The sequence below is a fragment of the Actinomyces timonensis DSM 23838 genome, from assembly GCF_000295095.1.
Taxonomy (GTDB): Bacteria; Actinomycetota; Actinomycetes; order Actinomycetales; family Actinomycetaceae; genus Actinomyces; species Actinomyces timonensis.
Map to the genome: position 1 here is coordinate 402,572 of NZ_JH806633.1, position 6,663 is coordinate 409,234.

A 6,663-nucleotide genomic window follows, 5' to 3' on the forward strand; every position below is an offset into this window, starting at 1 on the left:
GACGGCGCCGGGCCCGCCCGCCAAGACGAGAGACGAACTGTGCCCCTCACCCTTCCTCCTTCCGCCATGGGCCGCGCCATGCGGCGCCGTGGCCTCGCCCTCGGCGCGATCGCGCTGAGCGCGGGCCTGGCGCTCACCGGCTGCGGCGATGTCTCCAAGCAGGTCGACTCGCAGGCGACCACCCCGGCTGCTTCGGCCGCATCGGCGGCTTCGACGACGTCGCCGTCGGCCGACTCCGCGGCGACCCCGGCTGCCACGGTCTCGCCCCTGGCCAGTGTCGACTGCTCGACGCTGACCATCGACTCCGACTCGGCCGCGCTGCCGACCGTCAGCGGGGAGGCGGGCGCCAAGCCGAGCCTCACCTGGAGCGGCCAGGACGCGCCGTCGAACCTCACCGTCAAGACCCTCAATGAGGGGACGGGGGACGCGGTCTCGGGCTCCGACGTCGTCAAGGCCTCCTACGCCGGCTGGGAGTGGGGCAAGGACACCACCTTCGACGCCTCCTACGACCGCGGGGCCCCGATCCCCTTCAGCCTCCAGCAGGTGATCAAGGGCTGGACCTGCGGGCTGGCCGGTCACAAGGTCGGTGAGCGTGTGCTCATGGCGATTCCGCCGGAGCTCGCCTACGGGCAGGGGATGAGCAGCGGGCAGGCGCAGGGCGCCGGGCAGCAGCCGCCCCAGGGGCCGCTCGTGTTCGTTGTCGAGATCGTCTCGAAGGCCTCGTCCGCGGACGTCGAGTCCGCTGTCTCCTCGGCCACCATGGAGGGCCAGGAGAAGGTGACCGCCCGTGGGATCACGGTCAGCGGCGAGCTCGGCTCCGAGCCGACGATCAGCGTCACCTCGGGCGCCAAGGAGCCCACCGAGCCCGAGGTCATCGTGCTGGCCCGCGGTACGGGGCAGCCCCTTCCCGCGAACTCCACTGCGGGCGCCAACCTCGCCTTCTCCACGTGGGACGGCTCCCAGACCGGCTCGACCTGGAAGGAGGGCGTCCTCCAGACGGTGCAGACGGCCCAGCTCAAGGGCCTGGAGGGCGTGCCCGCCGGGTCGCGCGTCGTCGTGCTCACCCCGCCCGCCCAGGACGGCTCGGCGCCGTCGATGGCCTACGTCATGGATGTGGGCCCGGCGCTCTGAGGCACGAGGCGCTGACAAAGCGCTGAGGAGCCCCGCGACCGGATTCGGTCGCGGGGCTCCTCGCTCGTCGCTCGGTCCTCGGCTCTCGGCCATCCGCCGCGCGGGGCCGGGGGGGAGTTGTCGTCGTTCAGATGACCAGGGTGCCCTTCTTGGCGGCCTCCAGGCGCTCGGCCACGTTCTGCCAGTTGGCGATGTTCCAGATGGCCTTGACGTAGTCGGCCTTGACGTTGAGGTAGTCGAGGTAGAAGGCGTGCTCCCACATGTCCACCATGAACAGCGGGACGGTGCCCACGGGCACGTTGGCCTGCTGGTCGAAGAGCTGGAAGATGACGAGTTTGCCGGAGATGGAGTCGAAGGCGAGCACAGCCCATCCCGAGCCCTGGATGCCCAGCGCGGTGGCGGTGAAGTGCGCCTGGAAGCGCTCGAAGGAGCCGAAGGAGTCCTTGATGGCCTCCGCCAGCTCGCCCTCGGGCTGGCCGCCGGCGCTCGGGGCGAGGTTCTTCCAGAAGATCGTGTGGTTGGTGTGCCCGCCGAGGTTGAAGGCGAGGTTCTTCTCCCACAGGTTGACCGCGGCGAGGTCGCCGGACTCGCGGGCGGCGGCCAGGGCCTCCAGGGCGGCGTTGGCGCCGGCGACGTAGGCGGCGTGGTGCTTGTCGTGGTGGAGCTCCATGATGCGCCCGGAGATGTGGGGCTCGAGGGCGGCGTAGTCGTAGGGGAGCTCGGGCAGGGTGTAGACGGCCATGCGGTGTGCCTTTCAGGTCGGTGGGCCGGCTCCAGTCCCGCGCGGCGAGCCGCTAGGACTGAAGTCCTGGACATTGCCCATCGTAGGCGGCCTCGCCGGGGGCGGACAGTGGGGCGTGCCCTGCGTGGCTGTGATTACACTGACCGCTGAACGCCTTGCTGCCCAGACCGTCCTCCGGAGGACCTCATGACCGCCACGACCGACACAGACTCCGCTGGCGCCACCGACCGCCTCGAGCTCCTCGTCTTCTCCGACGACGCGACCGTGCGCCGCGAGGTCATCGAGGGCATCGGCCGCCGCCCCGCCAAGGGGATGCCGCTCGTCACCTGGTTCGAGGCCGCCACCGCCGAGGGCGTGCGCCTGGCGATGAAGGACCGCGCCGAGGCCGGCAAGAAGCCCTTCGACGCGCTCGTGCTCGACGGCGAGGTCAAGAAGTACGGCGGCATAGGCCTCGCCCACGAGCTCTTCACAGAGATGGACCGCCGCCCCCCGGTGCTCCTCCTGACCGCCCGCCCGCAGGACGACTGGCTGGCCGCCTGGTCGAAGGTGGAGGCCGTCGTCTCCCGGCCCCTGGAGCCCCTGTCCCTCCAGGAGGGCATCGTCAAGGCACTGCGCGCCCGCCGCGGCAGCGTCGTCGCCGCGGGCTGAATCCCCGCCCCTCGCCCGGGTCGTCGCGCGCTCAGCCAGCGTCGATGACCCGCTGGTGGCGGGCGGCGGCGCCAATGGGCCAGGCGAGGACTGAGGGATCGCCGTCGACCTCGACGAGGCGGGCGCCGTCGTCAAGGGCCCAGGAGGCCAGCAGCAGCGTCTCCTCGACACTGGCCGCCTGGCCCACGCGCTCGGGGCGCTCGACGACCTGCGCCGTGGCGCGCAGGGTAGACACGTAGGGGCGCGGGTCCGCGCCGGGCGGGGTGACGAGCGAGCCCGCGAGCCGGCCCCAGCGCATGGCCACGAGCTCCCAGCCGCCGGCCTCACGGCGCCTGGCGGCGATGAGGTGCGGGCAGGCGAGCAGCGGCCGGGCGCTCTCCGCGCGGCGCGCGCCGAGGAGGAGCGAGCGCAGGCGCGACGTCCAGGTGCCGGCCTCCTCGTAGCGCTCCCGCTCGGCCAGGCCGGCGACGCGCTGGAGGATCGGCAGGGCGATGAGGTCGATCTGCCCGGCCAGGGCCTGGCGCGCGGTGGAGGCATCGGCGGGGGAGTCCATGCCGGTCACCTGGCGCAGCTCCGTGCCGTCCCAGGCGCTCAGGCGCAGGACCGACTCGGCTGCCCGCTGCGCCTCCGACGCGGTCGAGCGGGAGGGGAAAGGGCCGACGGCCTCGGCGATCTCGTCGGTGGGCAGCACGGTGGTGAGCGCGAGGCGCGGGCCGAGGCCGCGGCGGCCCTGGGCCACGTGCAGCCAGGGCTGGCGCTGGGGCGCGCGGGAGCGGCGGTTGAGGGGCGGGTCGAGCTCGGCGATGAGGCGCAGCTCGCGCACGCGCGCCTCGATCTCGGTGGGGGTCTCGATGTGGCGCACGCTCACGGTGGTGTCGAGCATGCGGGCGATGCGGCCGCGCTTCTCCGCGGCGGTGAAGTAGGAGCGCACGCGGCGGTGGAGGTCGGCGGCGCTGCCGACGTAGAGGACCTGTCCGGCGGGGGAGCAGAACTGGTAGACGCCGGGGGCGTGGGGGAGCGGGTCGGCCAGGCGGGCCTTGGCGCGGCGCTTGGCGGGGATGGGGTCGGCGGCGGTGGCCAGGTCCTCCACGTGGGTGATGCCGAGCGGCGCGAGGGCCTCGAGGGCGGCGTGGAGGACGTCGACGGTGGCGCGGGCGTCGTCGAGGGCGCGGTGCGTGGGGCGGGTGGGGGAGCCGACGAAGGAGGCGAGCGTGCCGAGCTTGTGGTTGGGGACGTCGCTGCGGGACCAGGCCTTGCGGGTCAGGGCGAGGGTGTCGACGACGCGCGGCTCGTCCCAGGGCAGGGCCAGGGCCTTGGCCGCGCCGCGCAGGTGGCCGACGTCGAAGCGCGCGTTGTGCGCCACGAGGATCGGGGCGGCAGGGGCGCCGTTGCGCCCGGGTTCGTGGGCAGCGGCCTGGCGGGACCAGGCGAGGAAGGCGGCGAGCGCGTCCTCAAGGGGCGGCGCGGTGGCGACCATGGCGTTGGTGATGCCGGTGAGGAGGGTGATCTGGGCGGGAATGGGCGCGCCGGGGTTGGTGAGGGTGGAGAACTCGGCGTCGATGATGCCGCCGCGCACGCGGACGGCTCCGATCTCGGTGATGGCGTGGGCGCCGGGGCCCGCGCCGGTGGTCTCCAGGTCGACGACGACGAAGGTGGCCTCGCGCAGGGGCGTGCCCATGTCCTCGAAGGATCCCTGGGTGCCGGGGGCGTCCCACGGCCAGGGGAGGCCGACGGCGCGCGGATCGCGGGCGCCGTCGTCGGAACGTGTGGGTGGGGGCACGCTGCGAGGCTAGACTTCGTGGTGCGGCTGTTCCAAGGGCGCCCCGCCGGGCGCGTGGGGCAGATGCGAGCTGTAGCCGCTGGAGTTGAGAGCGCAGGAGGTCCCCGTGGGATACCGAGGCATGAAGGCCGCCGCTGGCCCCGCCATGGAGATGCTCTACCAGCCATGGATCAGGGGCGAGGAGCACATTCCCGCCGAGGGGGCGGCGATCCTCGCCTCGAACCATCTGGCGGTCATCGACTCCTTCTTCCTGCCGCTGCTCATCGACCGCGAGGTGGCGTTCATCGGCAAGTCCGACTACTTCACCGGCAAGGGCGTCAAGGGCTGGGCGGTCAAGCGCTTCATGACGGCCGTGGGCACGATCCCGGTGGACCGCTCGGGCGGCAAGGCCTCCCAGGCGGCCCTCCAGGCGGGGATCGACCGCCTGCGGGCGGGCGAGCTCTTCGGCATCTACCCGGAGGGCACGCGCAGCCCCGATGGGCGCATGTACCGCGGCAAGACGGGCGTGGCGCGCATCGCCCTGGCGACGGGCGCGCCGATCATCCCCGTGGCGATGATCGGCTCGAATATCGCCCAGCCGATCGGGCAGGTCATCCCCTCCACGCGGCACCGCGTGGGCATCGTCGTGGGGGAGCCGTTGGACTTCTCGCGCTACCGGGGGCTGGAGAACGACCGCTTCGTACTGCGCTCGATCACCGATGAGGTCATGTACGCGCTCATGTCCCTGTCCGGGCAGGAGTACGTGGATGTCTACGCGGCGGACGTGAAGAAGCTGATGGACACGGAGAAGATCACGGCCGTGGAGGCCACGGACCGCCTGCTCGCCCAGCAGGCCGGCTCCCGCCCCGCCGCCCCGGTGGCGGCCCCCGGCGGCCGCCCCGCTCCCGAAGTCACCGTCCCCGAGCCCCCCGTCGATGATCCCGAGGACGAGCCCTGCGACGACGGCGAGCCCGCCGAGGATCAGACTCCCGAGTCCTGAGCCCCGGGCGCGGCGACGCGCCCGCATCGGCACGTGGGTCCCAGGGCTGGGCACGGGCCCGGCCAGCGCGGCTAGGATGAGGGCTGTCACTTCTCACCTTCACCGAAAGGCTCACGATGACGATCCGTCGCGTCGCCCTGCTCACCGCGGGCGGCTTCGCCCCTTGCCTCTCCGCCGCCGTCGGCGACCTCATCGAGCGCTACACCGAAGTCGCCCCCGACGTTGAGATCATCGCCTACCAGTACGGCTACCACGGCCTGCTCACCGGCAACTACGTCGTCGTCGACGCCGAGGGCCGCAAGAACGCCGGCCTCCTGCGCGAGTTCGGCGGCTCCCCGATCGGCAACTCCCGCGTCAAGCTCACCAACGCCAAGAACCTCGTCGAGCGCGGCCTCGTCGCCGAGGGCGTCGACCCCCTCAAGTTCGCGGCCGAGCAGTTGCGCAAGGACGGCGTCGACGTCCTGCACACCATCGGCGGCGACGACACCAACACCACCGCCGCGGATCTGGCCGCCTACCTCCACGAGAACGACTACGAGCTCACCGTCGTCGGCCTGCCCAAGACCATCGACAACGACGTCGTCCCGATCCGCCAGTCCCTCGGCGCCTGGACCGCCGCCGAGGAGGGCGCCGGATTCGCCTTCAACGTCATCGGCGAGCACCGCTCCAACCCGCGCATGCTCATCGTCCACGAGTGCATGGGCCGCAACTGCGGCTACCTCACCGCCGAGACCGCCCGCCGCTACCACGAGCTGCTCAAAACCAAGCAGTGGGCCCCCTCGCTGGGCCTGTCCCGTGAGCGCTGGGACGTCCACGCCGTCTTCCTGCCCGAGGCCAAGCTCGACATCGCCGCCGAGGCCAAGCGCCTCAAGGCCATCATGGATGAGCAGGGCAACGTCAACATCTTCCTGTCCGAGGGCGCCGGCGTCCCCGAGATCATCGCCGAGATGGAGGCCAAGGGCGAGGAGGTCCAGCGCGACCCCTTCGGCCACGTCAAGCTCGACACCATCAACCCCGGCCAGTGGTTCGCCAAGCAGTTCGCCTCGCTCATCGGCGCCGAGAAGGTCATGGTCCAGAAGTCCGGCTACTACTCGCGCGCCGCGCACGCCAACGCAGAGGACCTCGCCCTCATCAAGAAGATGTGCGACCTCGCCGTCGACTGCGCCCTGCGCGGCGAGTCCGGCGTCATCGGCCAGGACGAGGAGAACGGCGACGCCCTCGGCGCCATCCCGTTCCCCCGCATCGCCGGAGGCAAGCCCTTCGACATCACCCAGCCCTGGTTCACCGAGCTCATGAGCGAGCTTGGCCAGTCCGTCGCCCCGGCCGAGACCGCCCCGGAGCACTGAGCTAGTCGCCCTCGGCCGCCTGAGGCCGGGACCGCCA

The 6,663-nt window shown here is 72.2% G+C and carries 6 protein-coding genes; 4 read left to right on the plus strand and 2 right to left on the minus strand.

What is annotated here, in order from left to right:
• Positions 1-39: 39 nt before the first annotated feature.
• Positions 40-1,131, plus strand: a complete 1,092-nt coding sequence (locus tag A1QA_RS0108270) for an FKBP-type peptidyl-prolyl cis-trans isomerase (protein ID WP_244266121.1) — start codon at positions 40-42, stop codon at positions 1,129-1,131.
• Positions 1,132-1,258: 127 nt separating this feature from the next.
• On the opposite strand, the gene A1QA_RS0108275 is transcribed toward A1QA_RS0108270, so the two are convergent.
• Positions 1,259-1,873 carry a superoxide dismutase gene (locus tag A1QA_RS0108275; protein WP_017178443.1) on the minus strand — a complete coding sequence of 205 codons (615 nt, stop codon included), beginning with the start codon at positions 1,871-1,873 and terminating at the stop codon, positions 1,259-1,261.
• Positions 1,874-2,059: 186 nt separating this feature from the next.
• Here A1QA_RS0108275 and A1QA_RS0108280 point away from each other — a divergent pair, with 186 nt between their 5' ends.
• Positions 2,060-2,521, plus strand: coding sequence for a transcriptional regulator (locus tag A1QA_RS0108280; protein WP_017178444.1), 462 nt, complete (start codon positions 2,060-2,062; stop codon positions 2,519-2,521).
• Between the two features lie 31 nt (positions 2,522-2,552).
• Here A1QA_RS0108280 and A1QA_RS0108285 read toward each other — a convergent pair whose 3' ends face one another.
• Positions 2,553-4,199, minus strand: a complete 1,647-nt coding sequence (locus A1QA_RS0108285) for a DEDD exonuclease domain-containing protein (RefSeq protein ID WP_026048811.1) — start codon at positions 4,197-4,199, stop codon at positions 2,553-2,555.
• A gap of 223 nt (positions 4,200-4,422) precedes the next feature.
• On the opposite strand from A1QA_RS0108285, the gene A1QA_RS0108290 reads away from it, so the two are divergent.
• Positions 4,423-5,280: a lysophospholipid acyltransferase family protein gene (locus A1QA_RS0108290; RefSeq protein WP_017178446.1), complete on the plus strand. Its 858-nt coding sequence runs from the start codon at positions 4,423-4,425 to the stop codon at positions 5,278-5,280.
• 116 nt (positions 5,281-5,396) lie between these two features.
• Entirely contained in the window at positions 5,397-6,626 is a 1,230-nt protein-coding gene (locus A1QA_RS0108295; RefSeq protein ID WP_017178447.1) for a pyrophosphate--fructose-6-phosphate 1-phosphotransferase, read from the plus strand.
• Positions 6,627-6,663: the final 37 nt, after the last annotated feature.

What these genes read in the sequence shown, in the direction of transcription:
- A1QA_RS0108290 (WP_017178446.1), top strand. Translation starts at nt 4,423, where the DNA reads ATGAAGGCCGCCGCTGGCCCCGCCATGGAGATGCTCTACCAGCCATGG.
- A1QA_RS0108285 (WP_026048811.1), bottom strand. Translation starts at nt 4,199, where the DNA reads ATGGGCACGCCCCTGCGCGAGGCCACCTTCGTCGTCGTCGACCTGGAG.
- A1QA_RS0108280 (WP_017178444.1), top strand. Translation starts at nt 2,060, where the DNA reads ATGACCGCCACGACCGACACAGACTCCGCTGGCGCCACCGACCGCCTC.
- A1QA_RS0108275 (WP_017178443.1), bottom strand. Translation starts at nt 1,873, where the DNA reads ATGGCCGTCTACACCCTGCCCGAGCTCCCCTACGACTACGCCGCCCTC.
- A1QA_RS0108295 (WP_017178447.1), top strand. Translation starts at nt 5,397, where the DNA reads ATGACGATCCGTCGCGTCGCCCTGCTCACCGCGGGCGGCTTCGCCCCT.